The sequence below is a fragment of the Sneathiella litorea genome (assembly GCF_009882915.1).
In the GTDB taxonomy this organism is placed as follows: Bacteria; Pseudomonadota; Alphaproteobacteria; order Sneathiellales; family Sneathiellaceae; genus Sneathiella; species Sneathiella litorea.
In genome coordinates this window covers 1,012,323-1,027,456 of sequence record NZ_WTUW01000002.1, presented here as the reverse complement: position 1 = coordinate 1,027,456, position 15,134 = coordinate 1,012,323, and the positions used below count along the sequence as shown (strand labels likewise).

At 50.1% G+C, this 15,134-nt stretch carries 16 protein-coding genes; 2 read left to right on the top strand and 14 right to left on the bottom strand.

Annotation, left to right across the window (positions count from 1 at the left end):
* Window positions 1-52 precede the first annotated feature (52 nt).
* On the top strand, window positions 53-859 hold the full coding sequence (locus GQE98_RS11380) for a methyltransferase domain-containing protein (protein ID WP_161315754.1): 807 nt from the start codon (window positions 53-55) through the stop codon (window positions 857-859).
* Window positions 860-870: 11 nt separating this feature from the next.
* Here the strand turns inward: GQE98_RS11380 and GQE98_RS11375 are convergent, their stop codons facing one another.
* The 14 genes from GQE98_RS11375 to GQE98_RS11310 all read right to left on the bottom strand — a co-directional run bounded on the left by GQE98_RS11375 (window position 871) and on the right by GQE98_RS11310 (window position 14,436).
* Window positions 871-1,770: an NAD-dependent epimerase/dehydratase family protein gene (locus GQE98_RS11375; RefSeq protein WP_161315753.1), complete on the bottom strand. Its 900-nt coding sequence runs from the start codon at window positions 1,768-1,770 to the stop codon at window positions 871-873.
* Window positions 1,770-2,306 (bottom strand): dTDP-4-dehydrorhamnose 3,5-epimerase, encoded by a 537-nt coding sequence (gene rfbC / locus GQE98_RS11370; protein ID WP_161315752.1) that lies wholly within the window; start codon window positions 2,304-2,306, stop codon window positions 1,770-1,772. The genes GQE98_RS11375 and rfbC overlap by 1 nt, the downstream gene beginning before the upstream one ends.
* The gene (locus GQE98_RS11365) at window positions 2,303-3,538 is read right to left on the bottom strand and encodes a methyltransferase domain-containing protein (protein WP_161316277.1); all 1,236 of its coding nucleotides are present in this window, start codon (window positions 3,536-3,538) and stop codon (window positions 2,303-2,305) included. The genes rfbC and GQE98_RS11365 overlap by 4 nt, the downstream gene beginning before the upstream one ends.
* Window positions 3,538-4,614 carry a CDP-glucose 4,6-dehydratase gene (rfbG, locus tag GQE98_RS11360; RefSeq protein ID WP_202526233.1) on the bottom strand — a complete coding sequence of 359 codons (1,077 nt, stop codon included), beginning with the start codon at window positions 4,612-4,614 and terminating at the stop codon, window positions 3,538-3,540. Before rfbG ends, GQE98_RS11365 begins: the two co-directional genes overlap by 1 nt.
* A gap of 13 nt (window positions 4,615-4,627) precedes the next feature.
* Window positions 4,628-5,401 (bottom strand): glucose-1-phosphate cytidylyltransferase, encoded by a 774-nt coding sequence (gene rfbF, locus GQE98_RS11355; protein ID WP_161315750.1) that lies wholly within the window; start codon window positions 5,399-5,401, stop codon window positions 4,628-4,630.
* 346 nt (window positions 5,402-5,747) lie between these two features.
* Window positions 5,748-7,367: a GMC family oxidoreductase gene (locus GQE98_RS11350; protein ID WP_161315749.1), complete on the bottom strand. Its 1,620-nt coding sequence runs from the start codon at window positions 7,365-7,367 to the stop codon at window positions 5,748-5,750.
* Window positions 7,368-7,374: 7 nt separating this feature from the next.
* Entirely contained in the window at window positions 7,375-8,223 is an 849-nt protein-coding gene (locus GQE98_RS11345) for a fumarylacetoacetate hydrolase family protein (protein WP_161315748.1), read from the bottom strand.
* Window positions 8,224-8,244: 21 nt separating this feature from the next.
* Window positions 8,245-8,958 carry a DUF4286 family protein gene (locus GQE98_RS11340; protein ID WP_161315747.1) on the bottom strand — a complete coding sequence of 238 codons (714 nt, stop codon included), beginning with the start codon at window positions 8,956-8,958 and terminating at the stop codon, window positions 8,245-8,247.
* A 32-nt stretch (window positions 8,959-8,990) separates the two neighbouring features.
* Window positions 8,991-9,764: an ABC transporter ATP-binding protein gene (locus GQE98_RS11335; protein ID WP_161315746.1), complete on the bottom strand. Its 774-nt coding sequence runs from the start codon at window positions 9,762-9,764 to the stop codon at window positions 8,991-8,993.
* A complete protein-coding gene (locus GQE98_RS11330) occupies window positions 9,764-10,585 on the bottom strand; it encodes an ABC transporter permease (RefSeq protein WP_161315745.1) in 822 nt (273 codons plus the stop codon). The genes GQE98_RS11335 and GQE98_RS11330 overlap by 1 nt, the downstream gene beginning before the upstream one ends.
* 44 nt (window positions 10,586-10,629) lie before the next feature.
* Entirely contained in the window at window positions 10,630-11,631 is a 1,002-nt protein-coding gene (locus tag GQE98_RS11325) for an ABC transporter substrate-binding protein (protein ID WP_161315744.1), read from the bottom strand.
* Window positions 11,632-11,697: 66 nt separating this feature from the next.
* On the bottom strand, window positions 11,698-12,627 hold the full coding sequence (locus GQE98_RS11320) for a dihydrodipicolinate synthase family protein (protein ID WP_161315743.1): 930 nt from the start codon (window positions 12,625-12,627) through the stop codon (window positions 11,698-11,700).
* A 22-nt stretch (window positions 12,628-12,649) separates the two neighbouring features.
* The gene (locus GQE98_RS11315; protein WP_161315742.1) at window positions 12,650-13,693 is read right to left on the bottom strand and encodes an NAD-dependent epimerase/dehydratase family protein; all 1,044 of its coding nucleotides are present in this window, start codon (window positions 13,691-13,693) and stop codon (window positions 12,650-12,652) included.
* A 95-nt stretch (window positions 13,694-13,788) separates the two neighbouring features.
* Window positions 13,789-14,436 (bottom strand): TetR/AcrR family transcriptional regulator, encoded by a 648-nt coding sequence (locus GQE98_RS11310; protein WP_161315741.1) that lies wholly within the window; start codon window positions 14,434-14,436, stop codon window positions 13,789-13,791.
* A gap of 334 nt (window positions 14,437-14,770) precedes the next feature.
* Here GQE98_RS11310 and GQE98_RS11305 point away from each other — a divergent pair, with 334 nt between their 5' ends.
* Window positions 14,771-15,118, top strand: a complete 348-nt coding sequence (locus GQE98_RS11305; protein ID WP_161315740.1) for an antibiotic biosynthesis monooxygenase family protein — start codon at window positions 14,771-14,773, stop codon at window positions 15,116-15,118.
* The last annotated feature ends 16 nt before the right edge of the window (window positions 15,119-15,134 follow it).

Here is a 15,134-nt window from a genome sequence, read left to right as displayed (position 1 = left end):
ATCAGGGATTTTTTTAGGCCCTTAGGATTGTATTTTCGGAAAGTAACGAATTATGTCAATTCGCCTGAGAAGTAAGCTTCCCGCACCGATTCGTCTTTTCTTTATGCGGCATCTATTTGGGTTGTCTGAGGACCATAGTCGCCGCCTTGGGCGGGTTGTCAGCCATAATCGCATGGTGCTTTCCGCCCGCTATATTGATGGTGAAGGTATAGAAATCGGCGGCCTGGGACGACCGCTGGATGTTGTCCCGACTGCAAAGGTTAGTTATGTTGATCGGTTTTCCATAGAGGAACTCAAGGCTAGCTATCCAGAAATGCCCGCGGACAGGGTGCTGGTGCCGGATATTGTCGCAAATGGCGAGACGCTCGTCCCAATTCCGGATGCAAGTCAGCAGTTTGTTATCGCCAACCATGTCGTCGAACATTTTCAGAATCCGATACTGTTCTTTCACAATGTTTATCGGGTTCTTAAAGAGGACGGCATTTTATTTCTTGCCATTCCAAACAAGGAAGAAACTTTCGATCGCGATCGTCCGGTCACGGAGTTTGCTCATTTGGAGAGAGATTTTTCTGAAGGTCCGGAATGGTCAAAGCGGCAACATTTCGAGGAATTTGTCGCACTGGCAGATCTTGAAGATATCGGACGTCCCGGGTGGGAGACTGACGTAGAGCGCGAAGCTCTTATTAACAAACTAATCAATGACGATTATTCCATTCATTTTCATGTCTGGGACACGAATGCCATGTTTGAAATGATAACAGGAATGGCAAAAAAATATGACCTGGACTTCCGCATCCGGCATGTCATGTCTTCAGGAGATGAGGTCATCTTTATTCTGCAGAAGAGCCAGAAAAAATAGACCTATTGATATTATTTAGCCGTACTGCTAGGCGGTAAATATGTGCGAAGACCCTGAGCGAGAGTATTCCGGAGCTGTCCGCCCATCAGGTCCGCCAATTTTTTGTTGGTACCGCGGATAGTTATAATTGCGTGATGTGTTTCAACGCTGTTGCGCAGGCTCTTTTCCAATGCCGGCTTTCCCATCAATTTAGAAAATTCAAGCGCGATTTCATGAGGGAGATGTGCGTTTCCGGAGCAAATATTGATGGTACCCGTTGCATCCGATGCAGCGAGCTTTTCCAAGGCTGCCGAGACGTCCTCAACATGGATCATGTCGACAGCGCGGTCCGGGGTCTGGATGACGGGTAGGCGGTCCGCGGAAATTTCCCGGAAAATATAGGAGATAAGTTTATTCTGATCCTCATCTGGGCCATACGGGAAGAAAATCCGCGCCCAGATGAGCGAGATATCTCTCGCGATAACCTCTGCAAGGTCTTTGAATGCGAGCTTGGAGGCGGAATAATAGGTTGTCGCGTTGAGCGGTGATTTTTCTTCATCGAGTGGGCGGTTTTCCCATTTATATTCTGCGCAACTCCCTGCCAGAACTGCCTTTTCTCCGCCATGGCGAATAAACGCATCGAGGAGGAAGGCGCTGGAAGAAACCCAACGAAAATTCTCCTTTGAATGCCAGAATTTACCGGGTGTCGCTTCCCATGCAAGGTGGATTAGGTGGCTCGGTCGCTGGCTTTCAACGACTTGTTCCACCGCCGCAGGATCATGCAGGTCAAGCGCGATATGCTTATGGTTTTGCGAGATCGTTGGTGCCGCGTTACGCGAGACAGAAAGAACCTGCCACCCTTCACCCAGCAGTTGGTGAACCACATGGGACCCGATAAAGCCTGTTGCGCCGGTAACCAGACAGCGTTTCATCAGATAGCCTCGTCCAGAGAGGGAAGATCAGCATCGCGAGTAGAAATCACCTTTGGCTCTCCTGGCCAGGTAATGCCGATGGCGGGATCATCCCAGCAAAATCCGCAATCATGGCCGGCTGTATAGGCGGGGCTCATCTGGTAGGAAACTTCACTATCATCCTCCAAGGTAAGAAAACCGTGGGCGCATCCCGCCGGAATAAAGAGAGCACGGCCATTTTTCCGGCTAAGCTCACATCCCACCCATTTTTTAAAAGATGGGGAGTTCGGGCGGATGTCCACGGCAACATCAAAAACTTTTCCAGCACTGCACCGCACGAGTTTTGTCTCTGCATAGGGCGCCGCATGAAAATGCATTCCGCGCAATGTATATGCTTTTTTATTATAGGAGACATTGCTTTGAACGGGCAGAAAATTAATCCCGGCAGCAGCGAATTCCTCTTCGCAGAAACTCCGTGTAAAATAACCGCGATTATCCTCAATGAACTCGGGCTCGACTAGATAGACCCCTGAAATTTCCGTTTCCGCGAAGTTCATGAAAGGATCTCAAGCTCCGGAATAGGAATGACGAAACCACCGCCCCAATCCTTGATAGCCGTCATTTCCATTGATATTTCATCTGCGAGGTTCCAGGGCAGGATCAGCACATAGTCAGGCTTTTCCCGCCAAATCCTGTCGGGTGCGAAAACAGGAATATGGCTTCCCGGCAATAAAGTCCCCTGCTTTTCGGGATTACGATCAACAACAAAGTCGATGAGATCCGGCCCGATGCCACAATAATTAAGCAGGGTATTTCCCTTGGCCGCCGCACCATAACCCGCAACTTTCTTTCCTGCGGCTTTGGCATTGTGCAGGAAGGAGAGAAGGTCATCGCGCACTTTTTCAACCCGGGGCGTGAAATTCTGATAGGCAGCAGGGGTGTGGAGGCCCGCCGCTGCCTCTTTTGAATGAAGCGCGGCTAATCGGGCTGTTTCTGAATATTTGCTTGCACCCTTGTGACAGGCATAAACACGCAGTGACCCCCCATGGGTTGTCAATTCCTCAACATCGAAGACTTTCAGGCCGTGTGCGCCTAGGATTTTCTCTACCGTCAGCAGGGAGAGATAGGAGTAATGTTCATGATAAATAGTGTCAAACTGGACCTTGTTGATCAGGTTCAGGAGGTGCGGAAATTCGATGGTGAAGACGCCGGATTCCGCCAGAAGTACTGGAACGCCGCCTATAAAATCGTTGATATCCGGCACATGCGCCATCACATTGTTGGCCGCCATCAGATCCGCTTGACCCTTTTCAGCGACTATCCGTTTTGCTGTCTCTACCCCGAAAAAGGCTACTTCAGTCTTAACACCAACGGCCTCCGCTGCTTTTGCGACGTTTGCAGCGGGCTCAATACCGAGAACTGGAATACCCCTGTCGACAAAATGTTTTAATAGATAGCCGTCATTGCTGGCAATTTCGATAACAAGGGAATCTCGGTTGAGGCCTAGCTGCTCTGAGAGCTTTTCCGCATAGGCCTTTGCATGTTCAACCCAGCTACTTGAGAAGGAAGAGAAATATGCATAATCAGAGAAAATATCTTCTGCCGGTACGACATCTTCAACTTGTACCAGAAAACAGTTCACACATACGCGGGCATGAAGGGGATAGGATTTCTCCGCGGCAATGTCGCGTTCTTCCCGCAAGTAGCTGTTGGCAAGTGGTGTTGAGCCTAAATCTACAAACGTCCGGGTTAGTTCCTGATCACAGAAACGGCAGGTAAGGGGGCTCATCATGAAATATCCTCATACTCATCAATTTGCGAGAGGGTGAAAGAATAGATATCGGGTGTCTCGCTAAATGCCTTATACCATTCGACTGTTTTTGTCAGTGTTTCCGAAGGAGCCCATTTTGATTGCCAGCCCAAGGCTTTATGGGCGAGCGATGCGTCTAGTGCAAGATAGGATTTTTCCGGCGGTTGTGCGCTATTCACCAGCGACCAGTTGCTATCGATCCCGAAAGCCTTTTGAACTTCGAGAGCAATTTCACCAACCGTAACTACTTCTCCACCTTGCGGTCCGAAATTCAGCGACTTAGGGAGGTGTGCACCATCGTCACCTGCCAGTGCCTGCAGGTAAACAAGGTAACCGGAAACAGATTCCAGTACATGCTGCCAGGGACGTGTGGCGCCAGGATAACGTAGGGTAACGCTTTCGCCCTCTCGTGCGGCGCGCCAGATATCAGGTATAAGCCGATCTTCTGAAAAATCGCCGCCGCCAATCACATTCCCCGCACGCGCAGTGGCAATAGGAATACCCTTGTCATTGAAAAAACTCTTGGCAAAGGAGGCCGTTGTAATTTCGCAGGCCGCCTTGGAGGCTGAATACGGGTCATCACCGCCCAAGGGGTCGGTTTCCCGGAAGGCGTGGCCATCCTCGTTGTTTCTGTAAACCTTGTCACTTGTAATGATTAGTGCGGCTTTCAGCTCAGCTAAATCCCGCATTGCTTCCAGCAAGTTAGCTGTGCCCATGACATTGGTTTCATACGTATTTACAGGTTCGCGGTAGGAGCGCCGCACCAGTGCCTGTGCCGCCATATGAAGAATAATTTCCGGGTTGCTCTTTTTGACGACGGCATTGAGTTTTTCTGCATCGCGAATATCGATAAAGTTCGAGTTAAGCGTCAATTGGTCTTTGATGCTGTCATAAAGGGAGAAGTTGCCTTCTGGCGGCAGTGATACCCCTGTAACCTCTGCCCCCATCCGGCAGAGCCAGAGTGCCGCCCAGGCGCCTTTGAAGCCACTATGACCGGTAAGAAGGACCCGGCGTCCTTTCCAGAAATCGGGATTTACTGTGGAGAGGGTCATCATTCGGTCCTAACGCCTAATCCCAGACCCGCCAGGGCGCCTTGTCATTTGCCCAAAGCTGTTCCAGGTAGTTTTTCTCCCGCAGGGTGTCCATTGGCTGCCAGAATCCGCGATGGCGATAGGCGGAAAGTTCATTGTCTGCGGCAAGACTCGTGAGCGGGTCGTTCTCCCACGGCATGTCATCGCCGGAAATTCGGGCGAGGACAGAAGGTTCCAGCACGAAGAAGCCCCCGTTAATCAAGCCGTTGTCGCCCGCGGGCTTTTCTACAAATTCCTTCACTGCGCCATTTTCGATTACGGTTGCCCCAAACCGTCCGGGCGGCGCAACTGCCGTCAGGGTGGCCTCGCGTCCTTCAGTCTTGTGAAATGAAATAAGCTTCGCAATATCAACGTCGGCGACACCGTCGCCATAGGTCATGCAAAAAGTTTCATTCGGCTCAAGATAGCTCGCAACGCGCTTCAACCGACCTCCCGTCATTGTGTTTTCGCCAGTCTCCACCAGCGTGACGCGCCAAGGTTCCGCTTTCGCTTTGTGATAGGTGATCTGATTGCTTTCTAGATCGAAAGTGACATCAGAGCGATGCAGGAAATAGTTTGCGAAATATTCCTTGATGACGTAACTGCGGTAGCCGAGGCAGATGACGAAATCATGTATGCCGTAATGGGAATAGATCTTCATGATATGCCATAAAATCGGATAATTCCCGATTTCAATCATGGGCTTTGGCTTGAGGTGGGATTCTTCTGAAATACGAGTGCCGAGCCCGCCGGCTAAGATGACTGCTTTCAACGATATCCCCTTAATTTTTCTGCGCTGGCTTTACTTTAAGCAAGCGTTGCTCAGTTAGTAAGTCTTATTTCAATATCAGACGAAAGTGTCAAGTTCGCCTCACTCGCAGCTTACGGCTTAATTCTGAAAAGTTTGGTCTCGAGATTCTGGGAAATCAAATTCGTCGTGAATTGGGCGGGCTGAAACGGCTCACTGTCGAATAGAGAGAAAATGACAGCTGAAAATTTGATATGGCCCGCTTTTAAATTGCGTATATCGGAATGGAGGTCGACACGACTTCAGCCATTGAACCAAAATCTTTGCTGCATAATTATTCTTCAGGATCAATATGTCGGTCGAACTTCAATTAATGTTTGCCGGCAATGAGGTCCGCCGCCTTTTCGGCGATCATGGTCACGGGGGCATGAGTGTTGCCCGAGGTTATTGTTGGCATGATGGAGGCATCGACAATGCGTAATCCACCAATCCCGTGAACCCTCAACTGGTCATCGACTACGGCGGTTTCGTCACTCCCCATTTTTGCTGTCCCGACTGGGTGAAAAATTGTTGTCGCAATATCTCCCGCGGCTTTCGCTAGAGCTTCGGGCTCATAAATATCGGTTCCGGGCTTTAGTTCCACCGGGGAAAACTCGGTCATTCTTTCGGTCGCCATAAGCTTTCGGGCATGCAGGATACTATCCACAGCGACATTCCGGTCGTTAACGGTTGACAGATAATTGGGCTGGATTGCGGGGAAATCGCGCGGGTCATTGCTTTTTATATGGCATGTGCCGCGGCTTTCAGGACGTAGATTACAGACGGATACAGTTATTGCCGGGAACTTATGCAATGGCTCTCCGAATGCGTCCAGTGACAACGGCTGCACATGATACTCAATGTTGGCAGTTTCGTATTCAGCCGATGATTTCGTGAATATGCCAAGCTGGCTGGGGGCCATTGCCATTGGCCCGGACCGTTTCAGGAAATATTCAGCGGCAATTGATAGTTTCCCCAAAATGCTGTTGGAGCGTTCGTTTAGCGTGGCTGCCCCCTCGATGCCGAAAATGGTCCTGATTTGCAGATGATCCTGAAGATTCTCGCCAACACCTTTCAGCTCATGAACGATAGGGACCGATTTCTCCTTTAATATCTTGGAAGGCCCTATGCCGGATAACTGCAGGATTTGCGGGGTGCCAATGGAACCGGCGGAAAGAACCACTTCCTTTCGGGCCGTTACTTTCTCAACAATGTTGTTGCGTCGAAACTCGACCCCGACGACACGTTTGCCATCAAATAACAGTCTTTCGACCTGGGCATTTTTCAGAACCGTGAGGTTGTGTCGGTTGCGGACCGGATCCAGAAATGCCTTTCTCGCATTCCAGCGGATCCCCTTTTTCTGATTAACCGGAAAGTACCCCGAGCCCTCATTATCTCCCGCATTGAAGTCTTCGGTTGGGGTGATGCCGAGTTCTTCTGCAGCTTCGCGTACCGCATCCAGCACCGGCCAGGAGAGACGTTGTTCCTCTACCAGCAATTCCCCGTCCGTGCCGTGGAACTCATCCGCGCCGTTAAAGTGATGTTCGGATTTCTTGAAATACGGCAGCAAGTCGTCCCAGCCCCAGCCGACATTCCCGAGCTGGCGCCAAATATCATAATCGCGGGCCTGACCCCGCATGTAAATCATGCCATTGATGGAGGAGCAGCCGCCAATCAATTTACCGCGCGGATAGGCGAGGGACCGCCCATTGAGACCGGCTTCCGGCTCGGTCTTGTAGCACCAGTCCGTTTTCGGATTTCCCATGCAATAGAGGTATCCGACGGGGACATGAACCCAAAACCGGTTGTCACTACCCCCGGCTTCAACCAGCAAAACGCGGGTACTTGCGTCCGCGCTCAGCCTGTTGGCGAGCACACAACCTGCCGATCCTGCACCAATAATTACAATATCGAATTCACCAAAATCTCTGGAGCTACCTGATTTCAACATGTTGAATTTATTCTGCTTTTTTGACAACAAGTTGCTGCTGGTGACCGAGGCCGTTGATTTCTAGATGCATGCGGTCTCCGTCCTTCAGATAGAGAGGGGGCTTCATGCCGAGGCCCACACCCGGCGGGGTTCCTGTTGAGATGACATCACCGGGCTCCAGCGTCATAAAGCCACTAATATAGCTTAACACTTCCGCGACTCCAAATATCATGGTTTTTGTAGAGCCGTTCTGGCGTGTTTCCCCGTTGACAGCAAGTTTGAGGTTCAGGTCGCCCGGATCTGCAATTTCATCGGCAGTGACGAACCAGGGCCCTAACGGTGCGAATGTATCGTGGCTTTTGCCTTTGGTCCACTGGCCTTCGCGCTCTGCCTGCCATTCTCTTTCCGAGAGTTCATTGACAATGAAATACCCGGCTACATAGTCAAGTGCATCGGCTTCGGACACATTCTTAGCGCGCTTTCCAATCGCAAACCCAAGCTCAACTTCCCAGTCCAGCTTCGTGGACGACGCCGGCAGTTCAACGTCATCATAGGGCCCATTTATGGACGTGGTCGCCTTCATAAAGATGATTGGCTCTTTCGGTATAGGAAGGTTCGCTTCTTTGGCATGATCGGAATAGTTCAGGCCGACGCAGACTATCTTGCCGACATTTCCGACACAGGCCCCAAGACGAACCTGACCATTAACAACGGGCAATTCGTCAATATCGACAGAGGCGAGTTTCTCCAGTGAAGTCGGCGCTATTGTCGTCCCATCTATATCATCAACAATCCCGCTCAAGTCGCGAATTTTTCCGGATGCGTCCAGAATGCCCGGCTTTTCAGCACCTTTTTCTCCGTAGCGAACCAGTTTCATTTTTTCCCCCTGTGGGCTTATTTATTTGTCGGATGTTTTTTCATGGCTGATTTCAAGCCAGGAAAGATTTGTGAATTCATCAATCCGGCCGCTGTTATCGCCGAATATTTTTTCTGAAGCTGCCATAATCGGATTGCCGATCTCTTCAAATGGACGATCAGCCGCGATAAAGGCGAGATATTTCTGCTGGCCGGGTCCACCACCATAGATTTTTCTCTCTGACGTCATGATGCTGGAGATTTCCTCATCCACCTGATAGAGCCGGGCTTCGGTGACATGGTCGAGATCGCAAAGCGCCGTTAGCCATATATCGGAATAGGCGGCCAACAGTTCTTCTTCCCCGGAAGTTTGAAGATTGAAGCGTAATGTTGCAAGGTAAGGGGACACAAACTCAGCAGGTCCGCCTTTGCAATTAATCAATTCATATATGTTACGGACAGGTTCGCGAAAATATGTGAGCGCCTCTTTCGTCCAGGGGGTTGGGTTGTTCAATGCCTTCAGGTAAGGCTCTGAATTGAATATTGAGGGCGCGTCCGTTTCATAAAACATGACAAACTGCGCATCATGATCGAACGAACGATACCGTCGTCCATTCCGAAACCCGGGGATGGAGACGCGTTCTGGTATATGTTCACAGTTGTGCCATTCCTGATACCGAAGAATATGGGCTCTTTCTATATCAGCCCAGAACATCATCAGGCCGGAACCGAGCGGATTTTTTCTTGTCTTTGTCATTCTAGTCCCTATCGATTTTGTCACTCCAACAACTACGCCATTCCCAAAAGGTCATAAATTTCGCGGCAGTATTTGCCAAATTCCTCATGGGTTTTCATCTCAAGTGTCCGGGGGTAGGGCAGTTCGATGGGAATATTCGCGGCCATGCGGGCCGGGCCCGCAGTCAGAACCGCAACGCGGGAGCCGAGCAGGACCGCTTCACTGATGCCGTGGGTCACAAAGAGGATTGTTTTCTGGCTTTTCTCCCAGATACGGAGCAATTCCAGATTCATTTTCTCTCGGGTTAAGGCATCCAATGCGCCGAATGGCTCATCCATCAGGATCAGTTTGGGATCATGGATAAGCGACCGGGCGATCGAGACGCGCTGGCGCTGCCCACCGGAGAGCTGTTTAGGATATTTATCTTCATAACCGTCCAGCCCGACAAGATTAATAAGATCCAGGGCTCTTTCTCGGGACTCCTTAACGGGCAACCCTAGAAGTTCGGCAGGCAGCAGGATATTGTCTATCACCGTTCGCCATTTCAGCAGGAGATCCTGCTGGAACACCATCCCGATATCCCTATTTGCATCGAAGGGGTTATCAGTGTTGCCGATAAGAACCTGACCGTCTTCATGGGAGATGAGGCCCGCGAGGATCATCAGCACCGTGCTTTTTCCGCAGCCGGAAGGCCCGACGATGGAAATTAACTCCCCTGCATTGATATCCAGCGTTACGTCGGATACGGCAAGATGTTGGTTGGTGCCGGATCCATATATTTTTTTTACATTTTGAAGACTGATAAAGGGTTCGATCTGCGCGTCCATTATGCCTGCCCTCCACGTTTAACAAGTATGAACTCAAGAAAGGCAACGGCGCCATAGAGTATGACACCGACCAATGTAATCATCAGAACGGCCATGAACATTGTCGCGGTATCCAGGTTAATCTGTACTTGCAGCATCAGATAGCCAAGGCCTCTTTCCGATCCGATAAACTCCCCGACGATGGCGCCGGCAACGGCGAGGACCGCAGATACCTTCATGCCGGAAAACAGGTAGGGCAGGGATCCTGGAAACTGGATTTTAGTAAAGATCTGCCATTTGGAAGCCTTTAGCGTGCGCGATAGATATAGAAGCTCAGGTTCTATCTCTCGAAGGCCACGGGCGGTTGTGATCACGATCGGGAAAAAGCAAATTGCGAAGGCAATAAGCGTATTGGTAAAAATACCATAGCTGAACCACACAATAATGATGGGGCCAAGCGCTACCTTCGGGACCATATTCAGAGCGACCAAAAGGGGCATGAACAGGGTGAACAGCCGCGTGCTCCAGGAAAAGAACAAGGCGATTGCGACCCCGACAATAACGGCGAGGATAAACCCGCCGAAAATCTCCACGGTTGTCACCATTGTGTTGTTAAACCAGTCATTTGACCCATCGGCCAACGTGGCAAGGGTCTCGATCGGTGATGGCAGGATATAGCTGGGCAACCCTCCTGTGGTGGAGATCAGTTGCCATAACGCTATACACGCAATCTGGACGGCTATTGGCCCAGAGTATTTTTTGACGAAATTCTGGGGGGGAGGGGCCGTAGGAACGTCACTCCCCTCCTGCGAAATGCCGGGATTGGTACTCGCTTGACTCATGCCATCACCTGTTTTTTCTAGTTATGTCCGTTTGTCTTGAAAGCTTATTTCTTCATCAAGACAGATTCATCGATGAATTCATTCGTAAAGAATGCTGATGGATCAAAGGGTTCCTTAATCTTGAAATAGGTGGAGACAAGTTTGTAGTCATCATTGACCCGGGCCGGATCAAAATAACCAAGACCTTTCGAAGTGGAAAAATCATCGGTCATCAGACTGATAACGCCATTCCAGTTCTTGATTTCGTTCTCTGGCTTTAGACCGGAGGAGTATTCGGGCAGAACCGCCACGCATTCTTCACCATGATCGACGCAGTGGCGGTAGGCTTTCTGGGCAACCTTGACAAAGCGGGCGACCGTATCCCGGTTTTCTTTCAGGAAATCACCATTTACAATGAAGGAGTTGCCATAGGGGTTAAGCCCCATCTCTGACCATGCGAGCCAGCCGAGATCATCCCCAAAAGCGCCTTCCATGATGTAGTGGTAGTTGGCAAAGAAGGTCGTGCCGTCAACAGCACCGGATTTAAGGGCGCTCACCTTGGCATTTGGTGCGATGTTGACCCATTTGAGATCATCCGGATTCATGCCGTTGACCTGTGCGAAGGCCGGCCACATGGCCCGCGCTGCATCCCCTGGAGGGTTACCAAACTTGCGGCCCGGAAAATCTTCAAGCCCCTTGATGCCGGAACTTTTAAGCCAGTACATCTGGTAGGGGGAATTGGCGAAGATGTTCATAACGGCAACAATGTTCGCACCGCTTCCTTTGGCAACCATGGCTGTACCGAGGTCCGCAATACCAAATTCTGTCGCGCCCGAACCTACTTTCTGGGCGGAGAGAGTGGAACCTTTGCCTTGTTCGATTTCGAGGTCGATGCCAGCTTCCTCAAACCAGCCATTTTTCTTGGCAAAGTAGAGCGGCGAATGCGCGCCAGCGGTGGTCCAGTTCAGGATCACGCTGACCTCATCTGCCGCTTTTGCGGCGGTGGTTGCGAAGGCGGCGGCAGACAGCGCCAGCACGCCAAGTAGTGCGTTTTTCTTAATTTTCATTGAAACCTCCCGTTTCCTGTAATTTACGCTCTTTTCTTATTTGTTATATCCAAAGCAGGGTTTTTATTATGGTTTGGACGTCATAAGGCCGGATGCAAGGAGCGCTTCTCGCAACTTAGACCTTTCAGATTCAGTAATTTTAGTAAGGGGTGGACGTACGCGTGCGCTTGGAAAACGTCCGAGCATAACCAGGGCTTCCTTCATCCTGTTATGCATATCCAGAAATGGATCTGAATAGAACGCATTGACGATGGGCCGCAGGCGTTGATCCAGCTCTTGTGCACTTTTCAAGTCGCCCGATTGAACAAATTTCAGCAGTTGCGCCTGTTCCGCAGCAATAACACTACCTGCGCCGGATAGCAGGCCCTTTGGTCCCATCACAAGTGATGGCAGCAGCCATGAAGAATGAGTGGTTAGAACCGAAACCGGCCGTGGCAGATTATGAAGAACATCAATGTGATATTGATGCTGAAGCGGGTTATTGCACCAATCCTTGATCGCCGCGAAAGTTGGAATTTCCTCTGCCAGCTTGACTAGCGTGTCCAATGGAATCTGCATTCCGGATGCTTCTGGATACTGGAAAATGATGAAAGGCAGACTGGTTGCGCTTGCAATTTCTCCATAGTGGCGCAGGGCCATATCCGGCTTTAGTTGTCCGCCCATCTGCAAAACATCTGACGGGAAGATCAATAGGCCTTTGGCGCCTGCGGCTTCCGACATTCTGGCGATTTCGGCAGCCTGTTTTGAACTGCCATTATATACGCCGCCGATAATCGGAAATTTTGATCCGACGACATCAAGGGTCTTTTCAAGGATAAGCCGCTGCTCATCAAAGCTGCAGGAGACCATCTCGGACGCGTGACCATTTACGGTGATCGCGGTAACACCTTCCGCGGCTCCGACGTCTTCCAGGTGGGCGGCGTATCCCGCTTCATCAATTTGGTCGTTATCCAGAAAAGGGCATAAGACTGCTGGAATTGTACCTTCGAATTTCATTGTTCTTTCCTTCAGGTAGACCCTAGAAATATCCATCACGGACTTCATAGCATGTTGGTTTATTGTGAACGGGCATGTCCCGGGATACCCAATCGCTCACCCAATCCAGCATTTTAGCGAGCGGCACCGTCGGGTAGCCGAACAAGCGCTGCGCTTCCAACGTATTGTTAAGCCACCCATCGCCAGCTTCTTCCCCTTCAAATATCGGAGTCTTTCCTAGGCGGCGGCCAAATTCCATAGCAGCCATTCTCACGCTCATATGCTCCGGCCCTCCAACATTCAAAGGAGTTGCCGGGGAGGTACAATGTGCTAATGAACCCAGAATTTGTGCTGTTGAATCGCCTTGCCAGATTACAGATGCAAAGCCCGTTGCAATTGGAATTGGAGTGTCATCCCGGACCCAGCTTGCAATGTCGTAAAGCACACCATAGCGCATATCTATTGCGTAATTGAGCCGGATAAGACGGCCTTCCGTTTTATACTTATTTGAAAAATGTCGGAAAATCCGCTCTCTTCCTACACAAGAGTTCGCATAGTCTCCGAGAGGCTTTGGCTGTACTTCCTCACTCCATCCACCGGAATTAATGGACGCAAAGGGATAAACACAGAGGGTAGAGAAGACCACTATTCGTGACTCCTTGAATTCCTCTGCAACTATTCCCGGTACATGCGCATTCATTGCCCAGGCAAATGACGGTTCTTCGTCGGTTCCGAATTTCTTTCCTGCCATATAGATAACATTCTTCACCTTCGGAAGATTTGCGACAGCCTCTCTATCCAAAAGGTCACAGGCAATCGTCTCGACACCCCAGCTTTCGAGCCGGGCCTTGACATCCTGATCTGAAAACCTGGCAACGCCGATTACTCGTTTCTCAGGTGCCGCGCGTTTTGCCATGCGAGCAAGAGTTGGTCCGACCTTACCACCCACACCGAGAACAATTATATCTCCATCCAGAGACCGAAATGTATCCACAAGCCATTGTGGCGGCGTCGACAACAGTTCCTCCAACGCTTCTTCATCTGCAATGGTGTCTGGAAGGTTATCGAATGTTATGGTTTGGCTCATCGGATGCCCTGCTCCCTTAATTAATTAATTGTTTAATTAATTAATCGCATAACGAAATTCGAGTCAAGATTATTTTTCACCTTATAAGGGTGGGGTTATTGGGGCGGTTGAAATTGTAGAAAATATAAAATGACCTTGACGATATGCTCTTCGCGTTGGCGAACCCGCTCCGGGTCCATCAGGTTTTCGTGCAAGACAAAGCCAAGTGTGTGGCAGTTGGAGAGGAACATATATCCCTCGGCATTGATCGAGATGAACAGGTCGATCGGGTCAACGTTGGAGCGGAACTTTCCTTCCTTTGCGCCGCGCTCCAATATTTCCTCAATTGCCTCCAGCAGGGGGTGATAGAGGGTTTCAATCTCTTTTGATTTCCTGATGTGGGACGCGCTATACAGATTTTCGGCGTTCAGAAGCCCGATGATCTCCGGTTTCTTCAGGAACAGCTGGAAGGTTGAGCGTACAAGCGTCTCCATCGCTTCGATCGGGTCGAGGCCGCGTATCTCCGTGTCATTGTGGTGAGAGCGTATGGTTTTATACGCTCGCTCCATCACGGCAATGAACAGGCCCTCTTTTCCGGAAAAATAATGATATACCAGATTGATGTTGACGCCGGCCCGCTTGGTGATGCCGCTGACACGGGCGCCGGCAAAGCCGTGCCGGGAAAATTCATGCGTTGCACATTCGAGTATTTTTGCCTTTGTAAGCTCAGCATTTCTCGTTTTCTTCTGGCCGGATTGCTGCAAGATTTTTTCTCCTATCACTTAGGCCGGAAGTTAATCGTATGCCCGGGATAAATCAAACAACATATTCCGCGGGCATTTTTGGATAGGTTGCCAAAGGATCAGCAGGAGCCAGAAAATGCAGTAATATTCACACTCCAGACCCTTTATTCCTAGACTATCGGATATGGCGGAACAATTGCTTTTTAATAACTATAGATTGCTTTAAAACTGTTGTAATTTCTATCCAGTAATGGCAACGAAGAGTTAAGGGGGTTTTTATAGCAAAGGCTCTGTCTCACAGGAACATTCTGTCGATACGGCCGTATAGTTGACTGAGAAAAATAGGAGATAAGCGATGATTGCAGTTATATTTGAGGTTCGTCCATATCGTGAGCGTAAACAGCAATATCTGGATATAGCCGCAGACCTTCGCCCAATACTTGAGGAAATTGACGGATTTATCTCAGTCGAGCGTTTTCAAAGCCTGACAGACGAGGCAAAAATTCTATCAATATCCTTCTTCCGCGACGAGGCGGCGGTTAAACAATGGCGCAATACTGAGCTTCACCGCCGCGCCCAGGCCATGGGGCGCGCCTCCATCTTCGAGGATTATAGAATACGCATTGCCAGTGTAATACGCGATTATGGAATGCATGAACGGGATGAAGTGCCCGTGGATAGCAAAGCGGAGCATAAAGGCTAGCAGAGAAGCGGAAGGG